At 57.2% G+C, this 26,451-nt stretch carries 25 protein-coding genes and 3 pseudogenes; 18 read left to right on the top strand and 10 right to left on the bottom strand.

The features are described 5' to 3' along the window. The first annotated feature begins 53 nt into the window (after nt 1–53). From BLM14_RS21190 to BLM14_RS21175, 4 genes and pseudogenes are all read left to right on the top strand, one after another. Nucleotides 54–1,580 (top strand): ATP-dependent helicase, encoded by a 1,527-nt coding sequence (locus tag BLM14_RS21190; protein ID WP_335672087.1) that lies wholly within the window; start codon nt 54–56, stop codon nt 1,578–1,580. 464 nt (nt 1,581–2,044) lie between these two features. After that, nucleotides 2,045–2,734, top strand: a complete 690-nt coding sequence (locus BLM14_RS21185; protein ID WP_237143620.1) for a DUF6088 family protein — start codon at nt 2,045–2,047, stop codon at nt 2,732–2,734. Beyond that, a pseudogene (locus BLM14_RS21180) lies at nt 2,731–2,961 on the top strand (nucleotidyl transferase AbiEii/AbiGii toxin family protein); the annotation flags it as partial. The gene BLM14_RS21185 and the pseudogene BLM14_RS21180, both read left to right, overlap by 4 nt. A gap of 50 nt (nt 2,962–3,011) precedes the next feature. Continuing rightward, a pseudogene (locus BLM14_RS21175) lies at nt 3,012–3,978 on the top strand (IS5 family transposase). Nucleotides 3,979–4,484: 506 nt separating this feature from the next. Here BLM14_RS21175 and BLM14_RS21170 read toward each other — a convergent pair. Both BLM14_RS21170 and pdxR read right to left on the bottom strand, forming a co-directional pair. Next, nucleotides 4,485–5,633 (bottom strand): Fic family protein, encoded by a 1,149-nt coding sequence (locus BLM14_RS21170; RefSeq protein WP_100001861.1) that lies wholly within the window; start codon nt 5,631–5,633, stop codon nt 4,485–4,487. A gap of 161 nt (nt 5,634–5,794) precedes the next feature. Continuing rightward, nucleotides 5,795–7,252 carry a MocR-like pyridoxine biosynthesis transcription factor PdxR gene (gene pdxR / locus BLM14_RS21165; protein ID WP_100001860.1) on the bottom strand — a complete coding sequence of 486 codons (1,458 nt, stop codon included), beginning with the start codon at nt 7,250–7,252 and terminating at the stop codon, nt 5,795–5,797. A 74-nt stretch (nt 7,253–7,326) separates the two neighbouring features. Between pdxR and BLM14_RS21160 the strand changes: the two genes are divergently transcribed. The 11 genes from BLM14_RS21160 (at nt 7,327) to BLM14_RS31990 (ending at nt 16,563) form a co-directional block, all read left to right on the top strand. Then, nucleotides 7,327–7,950 (top strand): FMN-binding negative transcriptional regulator, encoded by a 624-nt coding sequence (locus BLM14_RS21160; RefSeq protein ID WP_100001859.1) that lies wholly within the window; start codon nt 7,327–7,329, stop codon nt 7,948–7,950. Between the two features lie 45 nt (nt 7,951–7,995). Continuing rightward, the gene (locus BLM14_RS21155) at nt 7,996–8,682 is read left to right on the top strand and encodes a B3/B4 domain-containing protein (protein ID WP_100001858.1); all 687 of its coding nucleotides are present in this window, start codon (nt 7,996–7,998) and stop codon (nt 8,680–8,682) included. 658 nt (nt 8,683–9,340) lie between these two features. Continuing rightward, nucleotides 9,341–10,159: a transporter substrate-binding domain-containing protein gene (locus BLM14_RS21150; RefSeq protein WP_100001857.1), complete on the top strand. Its 819-nt coding sequence runs from the start codon at nt 9,341–9,343 to the stop codon at nt 10,157–10,159. 54 nt (nt 10,160–10,213) lie between these two features. After that, the gene (locus BLM14_RS21145; protein WP_100001856.1) at nt 10,214–10,861 is read left to right on the top strand and encodes an amino acid ABC transporter permease; all 648 of its coding nucleotides are present in this window, start codon (nt 10,214–10,216) and stop codon (nt 10,859–10,861) included. Continuing rightward, entirely contained in the window at nt 10,861–11,523 is a 663-nt protein-coding gene (locus tag BLM14_RS21140) for an amino acid ABC transporter permease (RefSeq protein WP_100001855.1), read from the top strand. Before BLM14_RS21145 ends, BLM14_RS21140 begins: the two co-directional genes overlap by 1 nt. Before the next feature lies 1 nt (nt 11,524). Further along, nucleotides 11,525–12,298, top strand: coding sequence for an amino acid ABC transporter ATP-binding protein (locus tag BLM14_RS21135; protein WP_100001854.1), 774 nt, complete (start codon nt 11,525–11,527; stop codon nt 12,296–12,298). A gap of 474 nt (nt 12,299–12,772) precedes the next feature. Continuing rightward, entirely contained in the window at nt 12,773–13,714 is a 942-nt protein-coding gene (locus tag BLM14_RS21130) for a ketopantoate reductase family protein (protein ID WP_100001853.1), read from the top strand. Between the two features lie 106 nt (nt 13,715–13,820). Next, nucleotides 13,821–14,525, top strand: a complete 705-nt coding sequence (locus tag BLM14_RS21125) for an IS6 family transposase (RefSeq protein ID WP_100001852.1) — start codon at nt 13,821–13,823, stop codon at nt 14,523–14,525. A 392-nt stretch (nt 14,526–14,917) separates the two neighbouring features. Beyond that, nucleotides 14,918–15,712 carry an MBL fold metallo-hydrolase gene (locus BLM14_RS21120; RefSeq protein WP_157929568.1) on the top strand — a complete coding sequence of 265 codons (795 nt, stop codon included), beginning with the start codon at nt 14,918–14,920 and terminating at the stop codon, nt 15,710–15,712. 51 nt (nt 15,713–15,763) lie between these two features. Continuing rightward, nucleotides 15,764–16,384, top strand: coding sequence for a DUF1194 domain-containing protein (locus tag BLM14_RS21115; protein WP_237143619.1), 621 nt, complete (start codon nt 15,764–15,766; stop codon nt 16,382–16,384). Nucleotides 16,385–16,386: 2 nt separating this feature from the next. After that, nucleotides 16,387–16,563, top strand: coding sequence for a hypothetical protein (locus BLM14_RS31990; RefSeq protein WP_418314261.1), 177 nt, complete (start codon nt 16,387–16,389; stop codon nt 16,561–16,563). 43 nt (nt 16,564–16,606) lie between these two features. On the opposite strand, the gene BLM14_RS21110 is transcribed toward BLM14_RS31990, so the two are convergent. Then, nucleotides 16,607–17,452 carry a DUF2182 domain-containing protein gene (locus tag BLM14_RS21110; protein WP_100001850.1) on the bottom strand — a complete coding sequence of 282 codons (846 nt, stop codon included), beginning with the start codon at nt 17,450–17,452 and terminating at the stop codon, nt 16,607–16,609. 5 nt (nt 17,453–17,457) lie between these two features. Continuing rightward, nucleotides 17,458–18,093 carry a DUF1326 domain-containing protein gene (locus BLM14_RS21105; protein ID WP_100001849.1) on the bottom strand — a complete coding sequence of 212 codons (636 nt, stop codon included), beginning with the start codon at nt 18,091–18,093 and terminating at the stop codon, nt 17,458–17,460. Nucleotides 18,094–18,489: 396 nt separating this feature from the next. Here BLM14_RS21105 and BLM14_RS21100 point away from each other — a divergent pair, with 396 nt between their 5' ends. After that, on the top strand, nt 18,490–18,699 hold the full coding sequence (locus BLM14_RS21100; protein ID WP_100001848.1) for a cold-shock protein: 210 nt from the start codon (nt 18,490–18,492) through the stop codon (nt 18,697–18,699). A 146-nt stretch (nt 18,700–18,845) separates the two neighbouring features. Here the strand turns inward: BLM14_RS21100 and BLM14_RS21095 are convergent, their stop codons facing one another. After that, the gene (locus tag BLM14_RS21095) at nt 18,846–19,937 is read right to left on the bottom strand and encodes an alkene reductase (RefSeq protein WP_100001847.1); all 1,092 of its coding nucleotides are present in this window, start codon (nt 19,935–19,937) and stop codon (nt 18,846–18,848) included. A 63-nt stretch (nt 19,938–20,000) separates the two neighbouring features. Then, the gene (locus BLM14_RS21090) at nt 20,001–20,789 is read right to left on the bottom strand and encodes an SDR family NAD(P)-dependent oxidoreductase (protein WP_100001846.1); all 789 of its coding nucleotides are present in this window, start codon (nt 20,787–20,789) and stop codon (nt 20,001–20,003) included. 110 nt (nt 20,790–20,899) lie between these two features. Here BLM14_RS21090 and BLM14_RS21085 point away from each other — a divergent pair, with 110 nt between their 5' ends. Further along, nucleotides 20,900–21,463, top strand: coding sequence for a TetR/AcrR family transcriptional regulator (locus BLM14_RS21085; RefSeq protein ID WP_100001845.1), 564 nt, complete (start codon nt 20,900–20,902; stop codon nt 21,461–21,463). A gap of 272 nt (nt 21,464–21,735) precedes the next feature. Here BLM14_RS21085 and BLM14_RS21080 read toward each other — a convergent pair. The 4 genes and pseudogenes from BLM14_RS21080 to BLM14_RS21065 all read right to left on the bottom strand — a co-directional run. After that, nucleotides 21,736–21,972 (bottom strand): annotated as a pseudogene (locus BLM14_RS21080) (zinc-binding dehydrogenase); the annotation flags it as partial. A gap of 49 nt (nt 21,973–22,021) precedes the next feature. After that, nucleotides 22,022–22,726 carry an IS6 family transposase gene (locus BLM14_RS21075; RefSeq protein WP_100001844.1) on the bottom strand — a complete coding sequence of 235 codons (705 nt, stop codon included), beginning with the start codon at nt 22,724–22,726 and terminating at the stop codon, nt 22,022–22,024. A 160-nt stretch (nt 22,727–22,886) separates the two neighbouring features. Continuing rightward, nucleotides 22,887–24,137: a D-amino acid dehydrogenase gene (locus tag BLM14_RS21070; RefSeq protein ID WP_100001843.1), complete on the bottom strand. Its 1,251-nt coding sequence runs from the start codon at nt 24,135–24,137 to the stop codon at nt 22,887–22,889. A 277-nt stretch (nt 24,138–24,414) separates the two neighbouring features. After that, complete coding sequence (locus BLM14_RS21065) at nt 24,415–25,737, bottom strand: NAD(P)/FAD-dependent oxidoreductase (protein ID WP_100001842.1); 1,323 nt, start codon at nt 25,735–25,737, stop codon at nt 24,415–24,417. Between the two features lie 230 nt (nt 25,738–25,967). Between BLM14_RS21065 and BLM14_RS21060 the strand changes: the two genes are divergently transcribed. Next, complete coding sequence (locus tag BLM14_RS21060) at nt 25,968–26,444, top strand: Lrp/AsnC family transcriptional regulator (protein ID WP_100001841.1); 477 nt, start codon at nt 25,968–25,970, stop codon at nt 26,442–26,444. The last annotated feature ends 7 nt before the right edge of the window (nt 26,445–26,451 follow it).

Raw genomic sequence — 26,451 nt, 5'->3', positions numbered from 1 at the left:
TGTTTAAAAAACCATCAGGGCCCGCCGATGCAAGCTGACGCCCTTGGCTTCCCCTGCGAGGCGTCGCCTGCATCACTTATAACAACGAGTGTGCGATTGAACTCGAAACCCGTCTCGGTCGCCTCGGCGTTAATCCCGGAGACCGCGCCTTCATCGGTACCGTGCACAGCTTTGCGCTGAGCCAGGTGATCAGCCCCTATGCCCGCTGTGTGCCGGTCGGCCTTCCTGAGAACTTTAGGGTCGCGACGCGATTGGAAGCGCGAGCTGCGGTGGAGGTGGCGTACAGGAACGCCATCAACGGCACCGACAATCCGCACCAGCGTTGGGAGTTTGCGACCGAGAAACGCAAGCGCGACGTCGATCGCTCACGGCCGAAATGGCGTGGGCGCAATCCCGAACTGGCTGCTTTCATCGAGGCCTATGAGGCGGAACTGCGCCGACAGGGCTTGCTTGATTTCGACGATATGCCGCTTCTCGCCTATCGCATGATCAAGGAGAACCTCTGGATCCGTGAGGTTCTTCGTGCGCGGTTTCCGGTTTTGTTCGTCGACGAGTATCAGGACCTCGGCCATGCGTTGCATGAGCTCGTCCTGCTCTTGTGTTTCGAGGCGGGAATCCGGCTTTTCGCAGTAGGCGATGCTGATCAGTATGCCTTTGCCGGCGCCAATCCCGAGCTTCTCGAAAGCCTGACGCGCCGCGCGGATGTGCGGACTATCAGACTGCGGTTCAATTATCGCTCCGGCGGCAGAATTATTCGCGCGTCTCTGGGCGCGCTCGGTGAAGAACGCGACTACCATGGCGTGGAGGATGCGCCAGAAGGCGATCTGAGCTTCTGGGAGGCGCCCTATGGCCTCGACTCGCAGGCGCAACTCATCGCCGACACGATCATTCCAAAGCTTATCGAGCAAGGATTCGAGCTTGGGCAGATCGCGGTCCTTTACCGAGCGGCGTGGCTTGGCGACAAGGTGGCCACCGTATTGAAAGATGCCAGCATTCCCTTCGTGCGAACCGACACCAACGCTCTGGTTAGGAGAAACTCGCGTCTCGCGCGCTTCATTGAGGAGTGCGCGCGTTGGGCCACCGGCGGGTGGCGTGATGCCGATCCATCCTTTACGCGGCTTTTGTCGCAGGCGGTCACGCTTGTGTTTGGACGGCATAGCGAAGGCGAAGAGCAGAATTTGTCCGCGCAGCTTATGGCGTTCCTTAATGCATCAATCGGGAGTACGGAAACGACGCATGCATGGCTGCAGCGTTTCTCGCGTGAGCTCATCACGCAATGGCGCGACGTTGCTCGAAATTCCGAACAAGATTGGCAAGTCTGCGACGAAATGATCACCAATACGGAGCCGGCGCGTGACCTCGATCTTTCGCTCGCGCACTTCGCAGGCCGTATCGAGGGAGCCGGGCGCGTTAACCTCAGCACACTGCATAGCGCGAAGGGCAGGGAGTTCGACGCCGTCATAATGTACGGGGTCAACAACACCGATTTTCCGAACGACCGGGATAAGCGCACTCCGGCCGGGCTACGAGAAGCAAGGCGTGTTCTATGTCGGCGTGACGCGGCCGAAAAAACATCTTAGCCTGGTTTTTCAGGCGCATCACTTCTCCCCTTGCGTCCTCGTACTGTATCAAAGAAGCCAGAAAGAATAGCAGGCCCCGTTACCAATCCGTCAAACCGGCGTCGAGTTCACACCTAAGTTCGCCGTCGAAAGACAATCTTGCGCTGTGAACTTTCGACAAGGTCGTAGGGTGCCCACCCCGACGTGGTCCATCGCATTTGCACGACGGGACGCGGTCGCTGCGGGCTTTTGCAAAGCGAGCCAAATTGCCTCTATCGTTTAAGCTTCAATCTCCATGCGGTCGCCATCTAAAGTTTCGCGAATCATTGTGCCGCGAATCCGACGATACTGCCTTACCAGGCTGGCCTGTAATCGGCGGGTTTTATTCATTGCTATTATGTTTACCGCCTTTTCTAAGCCATATCGTGTTCTGTCCGAAATATGTAGTTATTTTTCGGACATGCAAAGATTGAAGATTGTCCGAAATGCGTGTACAAATTTCGGACATGGATCCGCGCACCGACCTAAAGGCGACGATACAGGCCCGTCTCTCAGAAGCATCGCCGCGAGCGGTATGGACCCCTGCTGATTTTCTCGACGTGGGAGGCCGCGACGCAGTGGACAAGGCGCTTCAGCGTTTGGTCGGCGCCGGCGAGCTACGTCGCATTGACCGCGGTCTCTATGATCGGCCAACGATAAACAAGTTGACGCACCAAAAGAACCCTCCGGACCCCCGAAGTGTTATCGATGCAGTAGCGCGCCGCGACCAGATCCGAACGCTGGTCGATGGTATGACCGCAGCAAATGACCTCGGACTCACAGATGCTGTCCCAGCCAAAATCGTCGTTCACACCGACGCGCGGCTGAAACCGATCAAGCTGGGCAACCTCGATATCGTTTTCCGCCCTACCGCGGCGAGTAAACTCTACTGGGCCGGTCGCCCAGCTATACGCCTCGTCCAGGCACTGCATTGGATCCGAGACATGTCAAGTCAAGAGGAGCAGCACAGAGCGTTGCAGCGGCAACTGAGCAGATTGTTGAACGATCCCGCGCAAGGCGAAGTTCTTCGCAGAGACTTAGAGGAGGGTTTCTTGACCCTGCCGGCGTGGATGCAAACTTTTCTGAAACCGCTCCTGGTTGGAGCTGCGTCAGTTGACACTGAGGATAAGCAATGAACCCAACCTATGATGAAGTGCTTCGGGCCGACGAAGAAACGCGGGCAGGGCTCTTTACCACAACGGCACAGCGACTGGGCTCGACTCCGCAGAATGTGGAAAAAGACTTCTGGGTCTGCTGGACGCTTGATGCACTGTTCAACGGGTTGTCGGCCGGAGGACCGAGGCTGCTTTTCAAGGGCGGCACGTCGTTGTCAAAAGGGCATTGGTGCATCGATCCTTTGTCAACGGTTTGGCGATAGGCAGGCAGGATCGAAATCAGCTTGATCCGGGTGCCATGCCGTACAAACACAACGCAGATCGTCGTCATCACATCGGAAAGATGAAATTCAGGGTGACGAACTGGTCTGCGCCGGCGTGGTAGCCTGACACTATGGGTAACGCCGGAAGCACTGGCCGGGTGGCGCGCTCCCCGACGCAAGACCCGGGGAGGCCAAGCCCGGTATTCCGATCTCGCGATCGAAACGGCGCTGACACTGGGCTGCGTCTTCGGAATGCGGCTGCGCCAGATCGAGGGGTTTATGAGCTCGGTGCTTGATCTCATGGGACTTGACCTGCCAGTTCCCGATCATACGACATTGAGCCGCCGGGCACAGACGTGGGAGTTGCCAGCCAGACGAAACCGGCCTCTGCCGGACGGCCCGCTGCATGTGCTGGTCGACAGCACGGGATTGAAAGTCTACGGCGCCGGACAGTGGCTGGAGGAGAAACATGGCGCCAGATCACGCCGCAACTGGCGCAAACTCCATCTGGCAGTGGATGCCAATCGTGGCGAAATCATTGCTCATAGACTGACAGACCAGAACACGGATGATCCTTCACAGATGGAGCCGTTGCTTAGCCAGATCGACGGCGAGATTGACCGGTTCACAGCCGATGGAGCCTATGATGGAAAGCCGGCCTATCAGACGATTCTGCGGCATAGCAGCACCGCGATCGTCGTTATTCCACCCCGTTCGACGGCAGTGGAAAGCGGTGACACTGGACCACCCGGTCAACGGGACAAGCACATCGCGGCGATCGCAAGAAATGGTCGGCTGAAATGGCAGGCGGCCACTGGTTATGGCAAGCGTGCTCTGATCGAAACCACCATCGGACGATACAAGGGACTGATCGGATCGCGCTTGCGGGCTCGTTCGTTCGCCGCTCAGCAGACCGAAGTTGCCATCGGTTGCATCGTTCTCAACCGCATGCTGGCGTGTGGACGCCCGGAGTCTGTCCGGCATCAAGTCAGGCAGGCATAACCGACAACATCAAAGGCCGAAATGCGTTCGATTTCATATCCGCGCACCAACGCCCCGCTTGGGTGAAGTGCCGAATGTCCGGATTAAAGTCACTACGATGATGGACAATCACCACCTGCGTGGTTTGTAGATGACCGCTTGTGGCGCGCGAAGCAGACAAACACAACAAGCGAGACGTTCTTGCAGCTGATCAGCGATTGTATATATTTTAGCACCAATCGGATTTAACAAAAAATACCTCTTATCGGCATTTGTCAGTAGCCTTCGACTTTGAATAGACGCCCGACTCTTAAGAGTGTTCGACAATTAATACGGTGTCAGCAGTTCGATACGTTTCAAGGCGTACGGACTTTAAACGCTACGCTGAGAGACACGGAGGAAGGCCGCGCTCCGAAAATCGCATACTGGCCAGACGGGAACGAACTGGTAAGTGGCTTGCTAATGGGGCAAGCTTCTAAGAAGCGTTTTTCCTTTGAGGCCCGCAAATTCATCGTTTCGCGCATCAACTACAAATTTGAGAACAGGTTGATGTAAGGGGCGTAGAAAAACTTCCTATTCCTTGCTTGACCCGTGATCTCAATTAGCAGGCCGTTACTCACGAACTTATCTACGAGCGCACTCGCGTTGGGATAACTAATACCAAGTTCATCGCGCACAGCGTTGATGCTCACCATAGGTCGGCGATAGAGATACTCGAGGATCCTGTTGGCCTTTCCCGCTGAGTTACCAAATCTATCTGAAATGATCGAGCGGTGCTGCTCTCGTAAACTTACTATCTCGCGGGCAGTTTCAGTTGCCTGTTCGGCGACATCTCCAACGCCCGTAAGGAAGAACTTAATCCAGCTTTCCCAGTCACCGTTCACACGCGTGGCTTGGAGCCGATCGTAATATTCTTGCCTATGGGCCTTGAAGTAGTGAGATAGATAGAGGACAGGACTGAGAAGCAGCTTCTGCTCGTACAGGAAGAAGGCGATAAGTAGGCGTCCCACGCGGCCATTGCCATCTAAAAACGGATGAATCGTTTCGAACTGTGCGTGTGCCAAACCGATTTTGATGAGTGGAGGGATATGGTCATCTTCATGGAGAAATTTCTCTAGATTACTCAGGGCCTGAGCCGCGACTTCATGCGGCGGAGGAACAAAGCTGGCGCTGTGTAGACTACTGCCGCCAGGTCCTATCCAATTTTGGCTGCGGCGAAGTTCACCAGGCTGCAGTTTGTGGCCGCGAACACCGTGAAGCAGCTTTTCGTGAATTTCACGGATAAGCCTCACTGAAAGCGGAAGTTCGCTTAGTCGACGCATTCCATGGTTCATTGCGTTGATGTAGTTAACAACCTCATCAACGTCTTTTGGGATTTCATGATCATATATTTCTGCCTCGGCCTTGAGTAGGTCGTTGAGAGAGGCCTTAGTGCCTTCGATTTGGCTGGACAACACCGCTTCTTTCCGGATGTACATCATCACGAAAAGGTCCGTATTTGGAAGGGTTTGGATAGACCCATCGAGTCTTCCCAACGCGCGATCTGCTCGAGACAAGAGGCTTTGCATCTCAGAGTCTACTTGTAGGTCCGGATCGGGAGGCAAATCTTTAGGGATGAAAGCGCTATATCCAGTGGGCTGGCGCACATAGTTTCCACTCCGGCCTTTGAAATCCATTCCCAGTCCTATTATTATCGCTAGACAATAACAAGGTTGCTATCCTTCTTCACTGTTATCGTCAAACGTTATTAAGCGGGGAGTATGGAGCGCACAAGGCTTCTGGCCAGCGCTCACATGGGGCCATTTCTCAACGGGACCTCAGAAACTTTCGCAGTTCCTCACGAACGGAATGCCTGCGGCTGGAAAGTCTCAAATAGCTTGGCCACACCCTTGTCGATAAGTGCGACGGGCATCGAAGCGTATCCAAAAATAAAACCAGCCCGCAGGTCTGTGGGAGCCGCAAACAGACGCGAAACCGGATAAATTCCGACATCATTCTTCCTTGCGAACTCGGCGAAACGTTCTTCGTCATCAGCACGCAGCCGGTCGAACCACACCACCACGTGAAGGCCCGCTGATGTTCCGACGATTTCGATCTCGCTGCCGAATGCGGCCTTCATTGCGTTCAGGAAAGCGGTTCGTCTCTCGGCATTACGTCTCCTCATTTTCCGCACATGCCGCTCAAATGCGCCTGTCTCGATCATGGACGCGAGGGCTTGTTGCTCGAAGCTGGAACTGTGCCGGTCAGCAATTTGCTTGCACAGAGTGAAAGGTTCGACCAGTGGACCAGGGAGGACTATGTATCCCAACCGGAGAGTCGGAGACAGGGTTTTGGATACAGTGCCGACGTAAATGACCCGGTCCTGACCTGACAGGTATAGGGGTGGAATTGGACGAACGTCATATCGATATTCGCCATCGTAATCGTCCTCAATGATGTAGGTATTTCCTGCGTTCGCCCACTCAATCAAGGTCTGGCGACGTCCGGCCGATAGAACCCCTCCCAACGGAAACTGATGGCTTGGGGTCACGCACGCGAGGGCGATCTGGCCGGGATCGGGAAGCAGCGCGGTGTCCATACCATCATTGTCGCAAGTGAGGGTGATTGGTTTTGCACCCACGGCAAGCATGACGTTTCGAGCCATCGCATAGCATGGTTCCTCAACGATGACCTGGTCTCCGGGGTTGACGAGCACCCTCGCGCACAAGTCCAGCGCCTGCTGAGACCCGCTAACAATGATGATCTGTCTGGCCTCGCATCCTATCCCCCGGGCCCGCCAAAGATAACCTTGCAAGGCCTGACGAAGGTCTGGATTGCCCGCGGGATGCTCATAGCCCAGTCGTTCACGATGGGTCAGAAGGGCTGCGTTCAGGGCTCTCCGCCAGAGGAGTTTTGGAAAGTCTGCCGATGCGATATCGCCATATCGGAAGTCGTATTTCAGCGGTTTCAGTCCGACGCTGGTGTTCGAGGGCAACGCCATGGCGCGAAGTGCATAGTCGGAGAGTTTATGGGTCGCGCTTGGCATTTGCAGAGAATGGCCGACGCGGGTCGGTTGTCCGGAAGACGCGACCGTGGCTTTCGAACCTTGACGAACTTGAACATAACCCTCTGAGATCAACTGATCGAAAGCAGCGGTTACCGTCGTCCTGGACACCCCAAGCTCTTCGGCCAGCGAGCGGCTCGACGGAAGCTTCTCTCCTGCTTTGTAGACGCCGGACTCAATTTGCTCGCGCAAGGAAAGATATATGCGACGAGTTGCGCCGATTCTCCGTGAACCCTCTCCAAACTGGACCAATGAAATACTCCAAAACTGGCTATTTATTTGGTGCCAGTTGGCGGGAATAATGCGTCCAAGTCAAGGAGCGCAAAATGTACACCCCACCAGCCTTCGCAGTAGACGATACGGACGAACTTTATGAGATGATCCGGCAATGTCGCCTCGCCAACTTCATTACCGCGACACCAACCGGTCCGATGGCAACGCCCTTACCGATGTTGCTCGATGAAAAAGAGGGAGAGAAGGGTGTTTTTTATGCGCATCTCGCGCGACCAAATCCTCAGTGGCGAGCTGATGTCGTCGGCGATGCCCTTGCTGTTTTCATGGGTCCAGACGCCTATGTGACGCCTTCCTGGTACGCTTCCAAGGCTGAACATGGTAAGGTGGTGCCCACCTGGAATTACACCGCCGTTCACGCCAGTGGACCGATCGAGTTCTTCGATGATGCTGAACGGCTCCTCGATGTCGTAAAGCGCCTTACCGATCTGCATGAGGGAACGCGCAAAATGCCTTGGGCGGTTACGGACGCGCCGGAAGCTTATATCAAGGCCCAATTGCGGGGCATCGTTGGTCTCCGTATGCCAATCGCCTCCCTCCAGGGAAAACGTAAGATGAGCCAAAACCGACCTGAAGCTGATCGCAGAGGGGTGAGACAGGGGCTTGCCACGAGCAGTAGGGATACCGACCACACAGTTGCGGAATTGATCCCAATCTAAACCGAGCGCTGGGGCTATTCGTGCAAAATTGTGGAGCTAACTGGAATGTTTGAATCTCCGATCATCGATGAACGGATAAGGGGCATTGCCCCTGGCTTCAGAGCGATGAGTATTCATGTTGATGCCACCCTCGCCAAGGAAGGATGCATCGACCAAAATTTCCTAGCAAATGCATGTGATTTCGTTTCGGCGGGCGGGCCATCGTGGGCGGACGCGCATTTGGCCAGTTGGGCCGATGCGTATCTGCAGTTTGGTTCGAAGCCAAACCGGACTCCGTGCTCCGCACAAGCGCTTAGAAAACGCGTCTTGAAAGACGGCCAAATTCCCACGATCAACCCTGTTGTCGATCTCTATAACGCCGTCAGCCTTAGGTACGCCCTTCCTGTAGGGGGTGAGAATTACAATGCGTATGTTGGACGTGCGTTCCTGACCATCGCCCAAGGAGACGAAGTTTTCGAAACGGTTATGAACGGCGAAGCACTAATCGAAACTCCAACGCCTGGGGAAGTCATCTGGCGGGACGATGCTGGCGTTACGTGCAGACGATGGAATTGGCGGCAGGGGATCCGCACGCGATTGGAAGCTGCGACAGGCCGAATGTGGTTTGTGTTGGAAAGCTTGGAGACTATGCCAGAAGATGCGCTGGCGGAAGCAAGCAACACGCTGGTCGACGGTTTGACGAAGCTCATGCCTGGCTGCGAGGTCCTGACACAGAGAATTGTTGCGGTGTAAGCGCGTCCGGCCTTGAGGAAAACTGGAGCAGATGGCCTGTGATTGACGATCGGCCGACAAGTAAATGGCGGCTTTTGGCGCAGAGCGGACGGCAGGCTCATCGATCGATGTTCTCGTTCTGTGCTTCAGAAGTTGCATAATGGCTCATCGGGAACCGCACTCACTAAGGTACAAGAGCGAACATAGCGGCTCGGATTTCCTATGAATTCGCGAACGAATTGGTAAACGTCTGATCTTCGACTACAGCACTATTGGTGCCTCAATCCCGAGCAAACCGATCAGCCTGAGAGTAACCTCTGCGGATTTGGAGTTTTGGCCGTTGTACGGCATCAATTTTCTTGCCTTCTCGCTGGGCTGAAACGTATGAGTAGACTTGCAGGTTCGGTCGCTTTGCCGAATCGCGGAAACAAGGACTTCTCGTAGCGTTCAGGCATGGCAGTCTTGCGCGGCGAAGCAGAATATGCAGGGGCGGCGCCCCTGTCGCTGTGGAGGGACCGGGCGATGGACGTGATGCGTCACGCTGACGCCAGCTCGAAGGTGGCAGCAGCTGATTGCGCGCAAAACACGTACATCGGTCCGGTACTCTCCGATCTAGAATACGGCGACGCAGTGCGTGTTGGCCGTATCCATCCCGTTGGTTCAAAAAGGAGCGACTGCAATGAACATTCACATGACCGTCAAAGGCGCGCTTCTCGGCTTAGCCGCACTTTGTCTTGCCAGCGCCGCCGGGGCCGACCAGCTTGCGGATATCAAGGCGGCCGGCAAGATCGTCACTGCCACCGACATGCACTACGCGCCATTCGACATGTTGAACAACGGCACCTATGAGGGCATGACCAAGGACTTGTTCGATGAGGTTGCCAAGGAAATCGGGGCCGAGCCAGTGTATCAGGATATCCCCTGGACTGCCGAGCTGCCGGGACTTGAGGTCAAGAAGTTCGACATCGTGATCGCCCCGGTGACCATTACGCCGGAGCGGCTGGAGCGTTACGGCTTTACCTTGCCTATTGCTGATGCAACCGTCTCGCTGCTCAAGGCCGCGAACAACAGCGAACTTACCAAACCTGAAGACATCAAGGGCAAGACCGTCGGCGTCCAACAGGGCACCGCGCAGTTCAAGCAGCTTGAGGCCTATGGCCAGAAGCTGGGCGGTGTGACGATCAAGGAATACGGCACCACGGACGAAGCTTATGCCGATCTCGCCGCCGGCCGCCTAGATGCGGTCGCAGGGTCACTTCCAAACCTCACCTATCTTGTGAAGAGCCGCCCGGAGAGCTTTGCTCTCTTCACGCCAGCCCAGTTCGGTGAACCGAAATATTTCGCATGGGTGGTGCGCAAGAATGCAGATAGCGAAAGCTTCAACAAGGCCATCAACGATGCGATGATCAAGATGACCGACGACGGCCGCGTCAAGGCTATCCAGGAAAAGTGGCTGGGCAGCTATACCGAATTGCCCCGCGAAGTTCCGGCCAAATAAGTCGCTCGCGGGCGGAGGTGGCTCCGCCCGCGCGCTTGGGCATAGTGAGGGTGGATGTTTTCCCTAGCGGTATTCTTTCAAAGCTTCGGGCCGTTGTTCTGGGCAGCGCGATATACACTGCTGATCTCGGTTCTGGGCATCGGGTTGGGTGTTGTGATTGGCACGCTGATTTGTGCCGCTCGCCTGTCGCCGTACCCGCCACTGCGCCGTTTTGCGGCCATTTGGGTCAGTTTCTTGCGCGGCGTGCCACTGCTGGTGCAATTGCTGGTGTTCTACTATGCCTTGCCGGTTATCGGCCTGGACGTGCCAGCAATGGTCGCCGCCGTGGTGACCGTGGGCATCTGCGCCAGCGCTTATATCTCCGAAATCTGGCGTGGCGCGATCGCGGCGTTACCGAAAGGACAAGCGGAGGCCGCGGTCGCCATCGGCATGACGCCCGTCGACGTATGGACCCGGGTTATCCTTCCACAAGCCGTGACGCTTTCGCTGCCGGCGTTGATCAATGAACTCATCTTGCTTGTGAAGGCGTCTTCGTTGGTTTCGGTCGTCGGGATTCTCGAAATCACTCGCGCCAGCCAAGCGCAGGCCGCCACCACCTTCCGTCCGCTTGAAGTCTATATAGCGGCGGCCTGCATCTATCTGCTGATCAATCTGTGCCTGGCGGCGCTGGGGCGTTATCTCGAACACAGGACGGCCGTCTGATGGAATGGAGCGCTCTGCAGCAATACGGCCCCTCGCTGCTGAAGGGCTTTGGCAATACCATCCTATGCTGGGCGCTTGGCACGGTCTTCGGCATGGCGCTTGGCCTCGTCATTGCGCTCATTCAACGCTATGCGCCACGCTGGGTGACATGGATCGTCCAGGCCTATATCGAAGTGATCCGCGGCACGCCCTTCCTCGTCCAGTTGTTCGTGCTCTACTATGGCGGCCCACTCGTCGGCCTGCGCCTTGACGCGCTGCCTGCAGGCCTGCTGGGTCTGACGATCTATGGCAGTCCCTACTTCGCGGAGATATTTCGTTCGGGCTTCCGCGCCGTACCCGATGGACAGATCGAGGCGGCCCGTGCGATCGGCATGTCCGAATCGGATATCGTGCGACGAATCCTACTGCCTCTGGGCCTGGTCTCTGCTCTGCCAGCGCTGGTAAACTTCTCGATTATCCTCACCAAGGAAACGGTCATTCTGTCGATTATAACGGTTCCCGAACTGCTGTATCAGGTGCAGCGCATGTCCGCCGAAACCTTCCGCTACGTGGAGGCAAACCTGGTACTGGCGTTGTTCTTCTGGGGCCTGGTCGAGACGATCTCGCGCGTCGGACTCAGATTGGAAGCGCGCATCACGAAACATCTGATCGAAAGGACGTAAGATGCTTGCTGCGTCATCAGTCGAAATGCGCAAGGTCAACAAGTACTACGGCAAGTTTCAGGCGTTGAAAGACATCGATCTATCGATACTGCCGGGCAAGGTCACCTGTCTCATTGGCCCTTCGGGTTCGGGAAAGTCGACCCTCCTTCGCTGCATAAATTTCCTTGAGGAGTATGATTCCGGTGAAGTCCGCATTGACGGTCAGCTTATCGGCTATGATGCGCCTAACAAGAAGATGTCGGGCCGCAGGCTCCGCGAGATGCGCCGATCGATCGGCATGGTGTTCCAGCAGTTCAACCTCTGGCCGCACATGACCGCTAAAGAGAATGTGGCTGAGGGGTTGATCCGCGTGCGCCGAATGTCGAAAGCCGATGCGGATCGGCGTGCCAGCGAGGCGCTGGCCAAGGTTGGGCTGGCAGACAAGATCGCAAGCCATCCATCGCGGCTTTCCGGCGGTCAGCAACAGCGCGTTGCAATTGCCCGCGCAATCGCCATGGAACCCAAGCTGATGCTTTTCGATGAGCCGACATCCGCGCTTGACCCGGAGCTTGTGGGCGAGGTGCTGAGCGTCATGAGGACGTTGGCCGGCGAGGGGATGACGATGGTGGTTGTGACGCATGAAATGGGTTTCGCTGCCCATGTTGCCGATCAGGTGGGCTTCATGGAAAAAGGCGAACTGGTCGGCGTGGACAGCCCCGATCGCATCCTGCATCGTCCCGAGGACGCGCGTATTCAGTCGTTCCTGCGTACCTATCACGAGCGCAACAGCTTCTGAGTGTGAACGAGCATCAAGGCTTCCCAGCTGAGGCTGACGTCCCATCGGCTTGCTTCCACGGGCGACGTCACGACACATGATCAGCCAGCGAATGAGCGAATTCAGCTGATGAGAAGGTCAAGAGCGTTCCGGCCGAATACTGACAGTGCCTTTTGGTGGAAATGAGCGAGGAGTTTGAGCCCATCGCGGCAGTTCGTGATTGTGACCTTTTGGGTACAATTAAGAATCGAGCCAGCACGCCCGTTATCGGCATTTTCAAAGGAACAGTTGCCGCTATATGGCAACATTGCACAACGCCGAATTAGGAGACGGTCAGTGAACGGTGGCGGGAGGTCGAGCACAAGCCACATCATTGAAACGAATTCCTCGGAAATATTCGTTCAAACCGTATAAACTCGTTTGCATGGCTAAGCAGTGAGCGGGCGTAGCATTCTCGATATTTGACCCTGTTCTCATTTTCTTGGAGGCACGATCATGCGTATTGCGGTTCTCGGAGCAGGGGCCGTCGGCGGCTATTTTGGGGCACGGCTCGCGGCCGGCGGTGCGGATGTAACCTTCGTTGCGCGCGGCGCTCATCTTGCGGCCATTGAAAGGGACGGGCTACGTGTAACCAGCCGGCGTGGTGACGTCCATCTGCGCTATGTCAAGGCGGTAGACGATATCAGCAAAGTCGGTGAGGTCGACCTTGTCATCGTCGCCGTGAAGCTATGGGACACGGAACAGGCGGCCGCCGCCCTCAAGCCATTGGCCGAACACGGCGCGGCCATCCTCTCCTTGCAGAACGGTGTTCACAAAGATGAGGTGCTGCGCAAGCACGTGCCACCCGGGGCGGTCATCGGCGGACTCTGCTATATCGCAGCCGTGATCGGCGAGCCGGGAACCATCCGGCACGACGGAACAATGCAACGCATCGTTTTCGGCGAATACGACGGAACCTGCTCGGTCCGGGTCGAAGCCTTTTATCACGCTTGTATCGCCGGCGGCATCGACGCCGACGTCAGCAACGAGATTGAACGGCTGATCTGGGAGAAATACGTCTTTCTCGTCGGACTGTCGGCAACGACGACGGTTATCCGTCAAACCGTTGGACCAATCCGGGAAAATCCCGCTGCCCGCGCCTTTCTGCTCGACCTCATGAACGAAACGGTTGCCGTCGGGCGGGCAAAGGGCGTGCCCCTCGCTCCAGACTTTGCCGAGGACCGGCTCGCCTTTTGCGATACACTCCCGGTTTCGATGACATCATCGATGTACCATGACCTTGTTCGCGGCAAGCGAATGGAGTTGCCGTGGCTGAGTGGCGGAGTCGCCGCCTTGGGAGAGAAACTGGGCGTACCGACACCCATGAACCGGGCGGTCGCGAGAATCCTGAGCATCTACGCATCCGGGAACACAGCGACGAGTGCGTCGGGTTCTTAGTTCGGACAGGATGTGAGTGATTTCGCCCGATGTTGCATGGTTCCGTTGCAAACTTTCGTTCACGGTTGTTGTGCTATCCGGCATTTTTCTCTTTTGCGGAGTTCAAATGTTCAAGGGCCGGCATTTCGACCAGTCTGTGATCCTGCTGTGTGTGCGCTGGTATCTTGCTTATAGTTTGAGCCTTCGTGATCTGAAAGAGATGATGGCAGAGCGCGGCATCTGCATCGACCATTCGACCATTCATCGCTGGGCCGTGCATTTCTCGCCGATATTGCTGAAGCGATTCAATCGGCGCAAGCGTTCCGTCAGTGCCAAATGGCATATGGATGAATCCTATATCAAGGTGCGTGGTCGATGGATGTACCTGTATCGTGCTATCGACAGTGTCGGGGACACTGTCGAGTTCTGGTTCAGCGAGCAGCGTGACCTAGCGGCAGCCAAGCGCTTCCTGAACAAGGCGCTGGCCCGTCATGGCCGTCCTGATCGTATTGTCATCGACGGCAGCCAGACCAACAGGGAAGCGATCGTTTCGTGTGATATGGCAAGCCGTCTGCAAGCTCGCTCACGGCGAAATCTGACGCCGATCAGGATACGCCAGAGCAAATATCGGAACAATCGTATCGAACAGGACCATCGACGCATCAAGCGGCGAGTGCAACTCATGCTTGGATTTCAGACATATGCCAGCGCCAGAGCTACGCTGAGCGGTATCGAGATGATCCACATGATGCGCAAGAGACAGGCCAGATATGTTTACAATCCGAACCCAAGCCTGGCAGAACAGTTTGCCATCCTCGCCGCTGCCATATGAACAAACAAGGAACACTGCTCATCCTCTGCCCCTAAGGAAATTTGCAACGGAACCCTCGCCCTTGGTGGGACCGCCCGATTACACATTGGCACTGAGCGGACAGTGCGTCAGTTGCGTGAATTAGATCGCCCAACAATCGGGTTCGTGGTAAACTTGGCCATTAACGAAACAAGCGGGGATTGGGCGGACTTTTCGAAAGAGCGGTCACCATGTTTGCGACAGACAGGCGCGCTTTCTTGAAAGCCGCGGTTGCTGGGACTGTTGTTTCGGCATTGGAAATCCCAAAAGTCGCGTCGGCAGCAGATCCCGGACCGACCAAAGCTTCACCAGGGTACTATTCGTTCGTCCTTGGTGAGTTCCAAATTACAATGCTCTGCGACGGCGTGTGCTTCTTGCCAACAAACAGCTTGGCGACAAACGTCAAACCGGAAGAAAAGAAACCGTATTTCGACGCGCATTACCTCGCGCCTGAGATGGTTCGGCTTCAGGCCAGTCCGCTCCTGATTGACACCGGACAGAAGCGGATACTGGTCGACACCGGCCTTACTTCGGGCACGGATTGGGCCGCCCATGCCGGGCGATTGAACAAAACTCTTGCAGCAGCGGGCATCGCAGCGGACTCTATCAGTATGGTCGTACTCACCCACTGCCACCCCGATCATATAGGCGGGCTTGTTGCCGATCCGGCCAAGCAGTTTCCGAATGCGGACCTAGTCCTTTCGGAAACCGAACTGGACCTCTGGAATTCACCAGATGCGGCGTCCAAGCTGCCAAAATGGGCGGCCGAGAGCGCGCCCGCGGTGCAAAAGGTATTCGCGGCGCTTGGCGATCGTGTGCACCCGATCAAGGGAGGCGCTGACGTTGAGACGGGCATTGCGGCTCTCGACACCGCCGGACATACCCAAGGCCATATTTCTCTGCTGGTCGGTTCCGGAAGCGAGCAATTGCTGATCACGGGAGACGCCGTCACGAACATCCACTTTGCCTTCGACCATCCGGAATGGCAGATCATGTGGGATCATGACCCGGATAAGGGTGCGAAGACCCGCAGGGCGTTGTTGGACCGCGCTGCAAACGACAGGCTGTTGGTCGCTGGCTATCACTACCCGTTTCCTGGGGTCGGTCATGTGGTGAAGGAAGGTATGGGTTTTCGCTGGCTGCCGACGGACTGGGTTTGGGACAGTTGATGGGTCATCATCTTTGAGGACCTTATGCGTCAAGCTGCGGGGGGAGCAGAGATGAGACTGCAATGGGCGGTTATTGCCTCCTTTTGTGTTCTAGGTGGGAGTCTTTCTGCCGATCAGTATCCGATGGACGTGGATGTCGAACTGGTTGTTGCCGTTGACGTCTCCTATTCGATGGATCTCGATGAGCAGCGAGTTCAACGGGAAGGTTATGTGCATGCCTTCCGTAGCCCTGAGGTCGTCAGGGCCGTACTCGGCGGACAGCTGGGGAAGACTGCGGTGACCTTCGTTGAGTGGGGTGGTTCAGCTGTTCAGGTTGTTCCGTGGACCGTGCTTGACAGTTCGGAGTCTGCCGCTCGATTTGCCGAAGAGCTGCGCCGGCAACCAATAAGACGGATATCCTTCACGTCGATCTCAAACGCGCTGGCGTTCGCGCGCGAGCTTATTCGAACCAATAGATTTCGAGCGAGCCGGCGCGTAATCGATGTTTCCGGCGATGGGCCCAACAATGCCGGGGCTCCGGTGCTGATCGCGCGCAATGCGGCTATCGCGGATGGAGTCACCGTCGATGGACTGCCGATCATGTTGAAGACCGCGCCGGATTCGGCATCGATCCAGACCTGGATGCCTACTACGAGGCATGTGTCATCGGTGGAAATGGGGCATTCTTATTGAAAGTGGCATACATTAGCCAGTTTGCTGAGGCAATTCGCAACAAGCTCGTTGTTGAGATCGCGGGGTTCAAGTTAAGCGAAATTCAGAAGCACCCATTCGCACGCGCATCCGTGCAATACACGCAACCTTACAATTGCCTTGTCGGCGAAGAATCTCAGGAGCGTTCCATTGGAAAGTAGTTTAGTTCGCCACATCCAACCGGATTGGCCAATCGTGGCGAAGCTATGAAAGGATGGCCGTTCCCAACACCCATAGTCCGGTCAGACCCAGCCCTATGCCAGCCAGGCGGGAGAGCCAGCGGCCGCTCGGAACAATCTTTTCGGCGAGGACATAGATTGCAATGGCGGCGATCCACAGCACATTCATCACCCCGCCGATGAACAGCAGGCCCATGAGCGCCCAGCAGCAGCCAACGCAATAAGCGCCATGGCGAAAACCTATGGACAGGGAGCCGAACGGATCGCGCCGGAACCCGCCATGCTGTTGAATGAACATGAGCGGTGCCTGGCATTGCCGGAGGCATACATCTTTCAGCGGCGTCCATTGAAAGAGCCCGATGACAATGAGCAGAATTCCGCTGAAAAACCTGCTCGCGCTTGCCATCATGGGCGTGAGTAGCAAGGTATTTTCGAGGGCCCATTGAGCGAGCGTCGCCAGTAGCGCGAACCCGATCCATGCGAACACATAGCCCGCAAAGAAATATCCCGTGGCGGCCAGTGGTTTACCTTGCAATTCACTTTGCCGTCCAACCCTTGCGTAGAGCAGTATCATAGGAGCGGCGGATGGCGTCATCATACCCGCCATCATCACCACCCACATGGCGAACATGACGAGAAACTCGATCGGCGTCCATAAATGCCAGCCGGATGTCATCGTCAAATCGGACGCATTCCCTCCCATTTCCATGCCTGCCATGTTATCCATGTCCATGCCAGTTACTACAGCATCGCCGATGCTCATGGTGTGCGCGAACCAAACAATATGGATCCACGCGATCACCGTCAGTACGGCAATGGACAGGGCAACGACGGCGCGATCCCGCCGCAAGATGGCTTCGAGCGCGGTCATGACGGTTAGTGGACGACGCCAGTCTCGGTGATGTGCAATTGGGCAAAATGGGCGTGCGAATCTGGAATGGATAGCTTCAACCCACCTTGCGTCTCTGCCCATCCCCGCCCGATTTCGCTGGTCACATATTCGAAACCGTGCGGCAGGTTAATGCGTGCGCGGTGCTGTTTTCCGGTGACTGGATTAAGGATCGGTTCTCCGTGCGCATCGATCCACCCCGGGACAACCAAACGGGCGGTGCGATCATTTACGTCGACTTCGAAATCTATCCTTGCAAAGACGGGATCGTGGAATTTCTCGTAGGTCGTCGAGAAAACCTGAAAGAACGTTGCACCGGGTTCGGTATCCAGTCCGCTCATGATGCGGAGTAGCGCCTCGCGCTGCTCCGGAGAAGCGCGCTCATCCACGATGGGAACAAATTCGCCTTTGCCCTGGTGGATGGCTCCTGGCCAGGCCACGATCATACTGCATCTAAGCCCGTCGAGCTTTGTGTTTCCGTGATGGCCTTCGTCAATTTCTATACCCACCACAGCACAGCAGTTTCCATGCGTGGGCAAAGCGTTGAACTGGCATGGGCAACCATAGGCGCAGTTGCAATGAACGAATTCGCGTCCCACGAGCGTCCATTTGATATCAGCCATTTTCTCCTCCCAATATCTGCTCCTGATGCCTTGTAAATTCCCCTGTTTGGCAACAGATTAGGCGCTTGAACTGCATTTTTGTCCAGCGTTTACACAGGCTCGCATGGAGGGATGCAATGACCGCCTTTGGCGCCAAGCGAACTTTCAAACATAATAAGCCAGACGTTCTTTCTGCTGATCAGCGATTGTAGAATTTTTGGCACCAATCGGATTCAACAAAAAACAGCTCTTATCGGCTTGCCCGTATTGTACAGCGCTGGGTCTGCCGTGGCTGTCCCATTTCGCTAAGCAATTCTCCTGATTGACATTTACGGTCGCGGCTATGAATCTCTAGCCGCACTATAACCGGGTTGTTGCCAATCTCGCGCGCTCCCATACGCACCAAGAAGGTTTGAAATGGCTACTGGCACTGTTAAATGGTTCAATTCGACCAAAGGTTTTGGCTTCATTCAGCCGGATGATGGCGGTACGGATGTTTTCGTCCATATCTCTGCCGTAGAGCGGGCCGGACTACGCGGGCTCAATGACGGTCAGAAAATCAACTACGAAATGGTGCGGGACAAGAAATCGGGCAAAATGTCGGCCGATCAGTTGAGCACCGATTAACGATGTGACTCGTTCGCGCCCGGCGGCGAATGCTGGCCTGGTATAGCAAGGGGGCTGGAGTCGCTGTCTGGCCCTTTTTTCGCATCACTCACACTGAGAGCGGCAAACGCTGGTCGGGCCGCGCCTAAGCGCGGCCCCCGAAGGGATCAGCGGCGGCTTGCGGCTGCGATGGCGGGATAATCCGTATAGCCCGCGGCGCCCCCGCCATAGATCGTGGCAGGATTGATCTGCGCCAGCGGCGCGCCGGTTTGCAGTCGCTCCACCAGGTCGGGATTGCCGATAAACGGCCGACCGAAGGCGAAAAGATCCGCCTTATCCTCGGTGAGGTGCGACGTCGCAAGCTCGAGATCGTAGCCGTTGTTGGCAATATAGGTGTTGCCGAAGCGGCGGCGGAGCGATCCGAAGTCGAACGGCGTGGCATCGCGCGGTCCGCCCGTGGCGCCCTCGACGACATGAATGTAGACGATGCCCAAGGCGTCGAGTTGATCGACGATGTAGTCAAACTGCGCTTGAGCGTCACTGCTCGAAACGCCATTGGCGGGCGAGACGGGCGAAATCCGGATTCCGGTGCGCTCGGCGCCGATCTCCTCGACCACTGCAGCCGTAATCTCCAGCATCAGCCGGGCCCGGTTCTCGATCGATCCGCCATACGCGTCCGTCCGGACGTTGGCGCCGTCCTTGGCAAACTGGTCGAGCAGGTAGCCGTTGGCGCCATGGACTTCCACGCCATCGAATCCCGCCGCAACGGCGTTTGCAGCTGCTTTGCGGAAGTCGTCCACGATGCCCGGCAGTTCATGCAGTTTGAGTGCACGCGGCTCCGAGACGTCGATGAAGCCATCGTTGACAAACGTCTTGGTTTTGGCCCGGATTGCAGACGGCGCAACCGGTGCTGCGCCGTTTTCCTGAAGGTCGATGTGGCTGACACGGCCGACATGCCAGAGCTGCACGAAAATCCGCCCGCCCTTGGCGTGCACAGCGGACGTGACCTTGCGCCAGCCCTCGATCTGGGCCTGGGAATAGATGCCGGGCGTGTCCTGGTATCCCTGTCCCTGCTGCGAGATCTGCGTGGCCTCCGAAATCAGCAGGCCGGCCGACGCGCGCTGGCCGTAATATTCTGCGGTGAGATCGCCTGGAACGAAGCCCGGGCCAGCGCGATTGCGCGTCAAGGGCGCCATGATTATTCGATTGGAGAGGGTCAGCGAGCCGAGAGTATAGGGCTCAAACAGAGTTTTTGTCATCCTAGGTCACCTTTGTCTGTCCCGCCGCGGCGGGGTCGTTTATCGAAATGGCTTCGTTGATGTTCAGGCGGCCGTGCGATACCGCTTGGCCGGATGTTCGTTCCCGTAGTTTGGAAGCATTGCCTGGCGCGCTGCCTCGAGCGCGTCCCATTGCCCGGCATCGGGAAGCGGGGGGATGGTTACCGGTTCGCGGCGGTCGAAGCCAACCAGAGCCGCATCAACCAGATCGCCCACCTCCATCACGTTGGAGAGCGTGTTGACGTCGGCGCCGACGTGCTCCCATATCTCGGTTCGCGTCGTGGCGGGAAGCACGGCCTGGACGTAGACACCCTTTGGCGCGAGCTCGAGGCTGAGCCCTTGCGACAGAAACAGCACGAAGGCCTTGGTCGCGCCATAGACCGTCATGCCGAACTCCGGCGCCAGGCCGACCACGGACCCGATGTTGACAATCGCTCCTTCGCCGGCCTTCGCAAGTCGCGGGGCGATGGCACTGGCAAGCCGTAGAAGTGCGGTTGTGTTGAGCGCAACGAGCCGCGCGACGACATCGGTGCTCTGCTCGATGAAGCTTCCGCCAATGGCCGTTCCGGCATTGTTGACGAGGATCCCGATGCGGGCGTCATCGTGCAGCCTCGTCTCTACCGCCGCAAGGTCGGAAGGCTGCGTAAGATCAGCCTGGATGATGTCGATCGCCACGCCATTTTCCTGACGCAGACGGGAGGCCAAAGCCTCCATTCGTGCCACGTCACGGGCAACCAGCACGAGGTCGTGTCCGCGGCGCGCGAAGCGCTCGGCATAGGAGGCGCCGATGCCGGTGGAGGCGCCGGTGATGAGAACTGACGGAATGGTGGTCATGGGATTGCTCTTTTCTCTAATGGAACCTATATTCATGACGGATATCATGATTGTAGCTAAATATGATTGCCATCATGTAAATGTCAATGGCACCAGCGGAGAATTTTGAAATGAAGGTCAGTCGAGAGCAGATGGCGGAGAACCGCCGCCGGATTCTGGACGTTGCCGGTCGGCTGTTTCGCGACAAGGGGTTCGACGCGGTCAGCGTGGCGGAATTGATGAATGCCGCCGGGCTCACCCACGGCGGCTTCTATGGCCATTTCAGTTCGAAGGACGATTTGATCGCGCACACCCTTGCCCACGTCCTCGCTGCGGACGAGGGCGGAGGGGGAGATTTGCGCGCGTATGTTGATTCCTATCTCTCGCCTCGCCATCGTGACAACGCCGCCGGTGGTTGCCCGACGGCGGGCTTGGCCGCGGCCATCCGCCACCAGAACCCCGCTGCACGCTCGGCCATGACCGAAGGCCTTCGATCGCAGATCGACCGTATCGGCAAGGCGCTCCCGGAGTTGGATGCGGCCGACAGACGACGGGTGGCGATCGGAAGCTTTGCGGCGATGGTGGGGGCAGTGATCCTTGCACGGGCGATCGACGATCCCGCGCTTTCGGATGAGGTGTTGGAACAGACACGTTCCTGGATCGATACCGGCATCAGCCAGGTGTCTGCAAGCTAGGCGCCTGCGGCAGGAGTGCACTTGTCAAGAGCGTGTCGTTCGGCACTAAAATGTAAGAATGGATGGTTCCAGTCGAGTTTGGCATTAAAAGGTGAGACTCCAGTGAACTCGAATCTCACGTGTGAAGCGGCCGTTTGGTGCAGAATTCTCAAAAAACTGCACGCTCCCTTGAGTCGACATTCCATTATTAACTGCAGCGCGATACGAGCATCTTGCGCCATGGGCGGACATCGAGAGAGGCCCGTCTTGCGTTCCTACAAAACAAGGAACTGCTATCTGACCTTGATGACGACCTTGCCTTTGGCACGTCCTGTTTCGACATAAGCCAAAGCCTCATTGGTCGCTTCAAATGGAAAGACCCGATCGACAACCGGGCGGATCAATCCGGATTCTATGAGGGACGTGATTTTGCTCAGCTGATCACCCTGCGCCCACATGAAAAGGAACGAAAATTTCACGCCACGGCGCTTCGCCTTGATCCGAATAGCGCGGCTCAATAGGCGCAGTAGGTGATGTCAGGTTAAGTCTGTGAGGACTACGCTTGATGGATCCCGGACTTCAGGCGGTAATAGCGGTGACGGACTTCCAGTGTGCAAGCGCGCTCATGCGATGCAGGTGGAGTGCAAGGGCGGTGCGTTTTGTCCGAGGCGGGACGAAGAGATTGCGGACCGCCGAGAAAGCTGAAAGGAAGCGTTGAAGGCTTCCCGATGATCGAAATGTTTGCATCACCCGTTCTCGTTTTCGCAGCGGCAGATGCGAATTCTCCGCTCGATTGTTTAATCCTTTGTGGGAACGATGCTCGAGGGTTGGCATGATCTGGCGTTTTGCGGCGGCGTAAGATCGCAGCTTGTCGGTGATCATTCGCTTTGGCGCTACGCCCTGCTTTTTCAGCAGACGAACAAGCAAGCGTTTGGCAGCCTTGGTATTGCGGCGGTTCTGAACGATTTCGTCGAGCACGTAGCCCTCCTGATCGACGGCACGCCAGAGCCAGTGTTTCCTGCCGGCGATGGTGATGACGACTTCATCCAAGCGCCAAATGTCGCTTGAGCTTGGCTGCTTCCTGCGCAGACGATGAGCATAGTCCGGGCCGAACTTCTTTGCCCAACATCGGATGGTCTCGTAAGAAACAACGATCCCGCGCTCCAATAGCATTTCCTCGACGAGTCGCAAGCTTAATGGGAACCTGTAGTAGAGCCAGACCGTATGGGCGATAAGTGCCGGTGGAAAGCGGTGACGTTTATAGCTGACGGGTGATCGGGTCATGCTTCCTGGATATCAGGCCGATGCTGATCACACGTTAACCTGACATCACCGGTTTCCGACCTTGATCGTCTGCGAGAAGGGCCCGACTGCGCCCGGCGCGTCGTTCGCATGATTTCCTGATCGTGTTTTGTTTCTCCGCATAGTGGTTGAATAAACCCGTTCAGGCATACCGCGCAATTGCCAGGTCGGTGACGTCGATATCCGGCTTGCGGCCGGTGACGAGATCGGCAATCACTCGAGCCGAGCCGGAACTCATCGTCCAGCCGAGCGTGCCGTGGCCGGCGTTGAGGAATAGGCCGGCGATCTTGGTCGGGCCAATCACCGGCGTGCCATCCGGGGTCATCGGTCGCAGACCCGACCAGAACGTAGCCTTGTTGGCGTCACCACCGGGAAAGAGATCCATCACCGAATGTTCTAGTGTGCGGCGGCGTGCCTGGCCGAGATCGTTATTATAGCCGGAAATTTCCGCCATGCCGCCGACGCGGATACGGTCCCCAAGCCGCGTGATGGCGATCTTGTAGGTCTCGTCCATCACCGTCGATTCCGGAGCACGGGAGGCATCGGTAATCGGAATCGTCAGCGAATAGCCCTTGACAGGATAGACGGGCAGCTTGAGGCCGTAACGCTTCAGGAGCAGGGGCGAATAGCTACCGAGCGCGACCACGACGGCATCGGCAGACAGCCTTTCGCGGTTGGTCACGACGCCGCGCACCCGGCCGTTTTCGATATCCAGCCCCTTGATTTCCGTGCCCCAAGAGAAGCGTACGCCAAGCACTTCTGCCTTCTTCGCCAGCCCATTGGCGAATTTGAAGCAATCGCCGGTTTCATCCTTCGGTGTCAAAAGGCCGCCGACGATCTTCTCGCACACATGCTTCAGCGCCGGCTCGACGCGGATACAGCCGTCGCGGTCGAGCACTTCGTAAGGAATGCCATCGGCGGCCAGCGCGTTCACGTCCTTGCCCGAGGCGTCGAGTTGCTGCTGTGTGCGGAACAGTTGCAGCGTGCCCTGCATTCGTTCGTCATAGGCGATGCTTGTTTCGACGCGCAACGCCGCGAGCGAAACGCGGCTGTAGTCGGCGAGCCGCAGCATTCGGCTTTTGTTGATCGCGTAGCGTTTTGATGTGCAGTTGGAGAGCATCTTGGCCAGCCACGACAGCATCGCGGTATCGACCTTCGGCCGCAGGATCAACGGTGCGTGCTGCATGAAGAGCCACTTCATCGCCTTCGTCGGTATGCCGGGAGCGGCCCAGGGCGAGCAGTAGCCGAACGACACTTCGCCGGCATTGGCAAAGCTCGTCTCCAGCGCCGGACCCGGCTGGCGATCAACAACGATCACCTCGTGCCCGGACTTGGCAAGCTGATAGGCCGACGTCACGCCGACGATGCCGGCGCCTAGAACGATAACTTTCATGATACCCTCACTGGGAAAGATAGGTCACCGGTATCGTCGGTGATAAGCGATTGCCGTGAACGGTCAGGTTCGTAGAAAATGGTGCCTGCGTCGCGGGCGACGCCCTCGAGCGTTTGGTTGGGGGCCGAGGGTTTCCATGAGGCTGCCGGGCCTCAGCCGGCCTTCCGGCTGGGCGGTGATATGGAGACACGACCGACGATCGGCAGGCGGACGCTGTCGCAATAAATGGCCCTTGCCACTGGGGCTGCGCAGCAAGCCGTCACGAGTCGACTATGGCTTAGAAATCCGAAACCTTTCCCCAAGCCGCAGTTTTGAAGCGTTTCGGGTGATAGGGACTTGGGTCGACCAGATGATCCGCGCCGGTGACAAGATCGGCGACCATATGGCCGGCACCTGGGGCAATGCCAAACCCATGGCCGCTGAACCCAGCTGCGAGTATGAACCCCGGGACGGAGTCGATCTCACCAATGCCGGGCACGCCGTCGGGGGTGCTGTCGATATAACCCGCCCAGGCTGCGGTAACGTGAGATTTGGCCAGCGATGGTAGAAGTTCACAGGCGCGGCGATAGGTCAATGCGATCGTGCTCTGATCTGGCGCCGGATCGAGAATCCGCATTCTCTCCATCGGGGTCGGCGCGTCGAGCCGCCAGCGCGCCAGGGTTTCGTGGCCGGAACGCCAACCTTCGGCGCTTCCGGGCGCAAGGCTGCGCCAGCGCCGGAGGAACATCGGCAGGAATTGCGGGGTAAAGCGGATTTGCTGCGGGGTCGGGTCCACCCGCCCACGCCCGCTGATCGCGAGGGTGTAGCCACCATCCCCACGTTTTGTAATTGAAATATGAGCTGTGTGCAGGGCGTCAGGGAGATCCGCTCCGCCCGAAACAGACAGAATCGACGACCGGATAGAAGCCTGTGGGAACCGGACGTGGAACTGCCGGCAGAAAGACGAAGCCCAGGCGCCGCCGGCCATGACGGCTACCGGCGTTCGGATTGTCTCTTTCTCGGTTACAACGGCGCTCAAGCGTCCACCCGTCGTCTCTATGCCGCGCGCGGCGCAGTGCTGATGGACGCTTCCGCCGAGGGCCATGATCGCACGGGCGACGGCGGGAGCGGCGCGCGATGGGTCAGCGGTGCCGTCGGAGGGCGAGAAGACGCCGCCTTTCCAGATGCGACCGCTGGCGCTGCCGCGCTCGCTCGCCTGAGCGCTATCGAGCGTATGCGTTGTCACGCCTGCTGATCGCGCAAAGGTTCCCCAACGGGCCCAGCCTTCAAGTTCCGCGTCATCATTGCTGAGATAAAGCAGACCACAGCGCCGGAAACCAGTGTCTTCGCCAGTGTCTGCCGCAAACTTCTCCCACAGATCGAGACTTTTCGTGGCGATCGGAAGTTCTCGCGCGTCCCGGTTCTGTTGCCGGCACCAGCCCCAATTTCGGCTCGACTGCTCGGCGCCAACCCGGCCTTTCTCAAGCAGTGCGACTTTGAGGCCCCGGCGCGCAAGGTAGTACGCGGCAAAGGCGCCGACGATACCGCCTCCAATCACGACCGCGTCGGCGCTGTCAGGCAGAGCCTGGTTTGTTTCTATCTTCTGAAGCGGGGCGGGCATGAAAGATCTCCAGTTCTCGTCATCAATTTACTCTTCGGCCCGAGAAGACGTAGCTGGAGTTTGGCGATGGATAGCATTTTATGTCGTTCAATCGTAAGCGGGCCATAGTTTATGCCGGCCGCGGAGACCGCATGGACAATGACAGGCACCGCATATGTGTTTATATTCACGAGAGGACATCCAGCATTTTCTACTATGCATATGGAAGTGAATGCCAAGGGGCGCGTTGCATGAAGCTGGACCGGATCGACATCAAGATTCTCTACGAGTTGCAAAAGAACGGCCGCATCACCAATGTCGAGCTGGCCGAACTCGTCAATCTGTCGCCGAGTCCCTGCCTGATACGGGTGAAGAAGCTGGAGGCAGAAGGCTATATCGTCGGCTATTCGGCGCAGGTGAACGTCGCCAAGCTCGGCCAGACCCTGACGGTATTTACCGAGATCACGTTGAAAAACCACCGGCAGATCGATTTCTCCCGCTTTCTCGCCGCAGTCGAGAAAGTTGAACAGGTCATCGAGTGCCATCTGGTTTCCGGCGGTTACGATTATCTTGTGAAGTTCGTCACCGCCGGGATCGGCGAGTACCAGACCATAATGGAACGGCTGACCGACTTGGATATCGGCATCGACAAATATTTCAGCTTCGTCGTGCTGAAGTCACCGATCGTCAAGGCGCATATGCCACTGACAAGTTTGTTTCGGCACTGATCACCGC

The sequence above is a fragment of the Phyllobacterium zundukense genome, assembly GCF_002764115.1.
In the GTDB taxonomy this organism is placed as follows: domain Bacteria; phylum Pseudomonadota; class Alphaproteobacteria; order Rhizobiales; family Rhizobiaceae; genus Phyllobacterium; species Phyllobacterium zundukense.
Note: the sequence above shows the minus strand (reverse complement) of the source record. Positions and strands in the feature narration are given on the sequence as shown.